The sequence below is a fragment of the Treponema sp. R8-4-B8 genome, assembly GCF_054786175.1.
Genome location: NZ_BDHE01000447.1, coordinates 1 through 434, shown reverse-complemented (window position 1 = coordinate 434; position 434 = coordinate 1). Strand labels below are relative to the sequence as shown.

At 50.9% G+C, this 434-nt stretch carries 1 protein-coding gene and 1 pseudogene; one reads left to right on the top strand and one right to left on the bottom strand.

The window, feature by feature from the left end:
* A partial coding sequence (locus ACYVRA_RS09190) for a flagellin (protein ID WP_461252400.1) occupies nucleotides 1-109 on the bottom strand: 109 nt, incomplete at its 3' end.
* Here ACYVRA_RS09190 and ACYVRA_RS09185 point away from each other — a divergent pair.
* Nucleotides 92-434: pseudogene (locus ACYVRA_RS09185) on the top strand (hypothetical protein); the annotation flags it as partial. The gene ACYVRA_RS09190 and the pseudogene ACYVRA_RS09185 overlap by 18 nt on opposite strands.

Sequence of the window (434 nt, the reverse complement as noted above, 5' to 3'; positions counted from 1 at the left end):
TCTCGGCTGCCTGCAAGTTCTCAGCCGCCGTGTCGAGGTTCTTTATCGTGTGCTCTAAGCGGTTCTGCAGCGCGCCAAGCAAACTGCGCTGGTGCGAGACCTTCTGCAGGGCTGTCTCTTATACACATCTGTAGGGTTGCCTCTATTTACACTCGAATATTTTTCTCCTGTCAAAGAGGCCGACTGGATTGGGTTTTCTGTGCAATATGAATTGCAATATACTAATTTGGTCAACATGATAGATCTGTCCGGGCTGAAAGTTCTATCTGCTGATAGGGATGATTACGCCCCGTTGATCATTGCCGGCGGGCCTTGTATGAACAATCCCGAACCGCTTACGCCGTTTGTTGACGCTTTTCTCATCGGCGACGGGGAGGAGGCTACGCTGGAGTTTTGCGCCGTTGTTGAGAAGCATAAAGGGATTAGGTCACCGC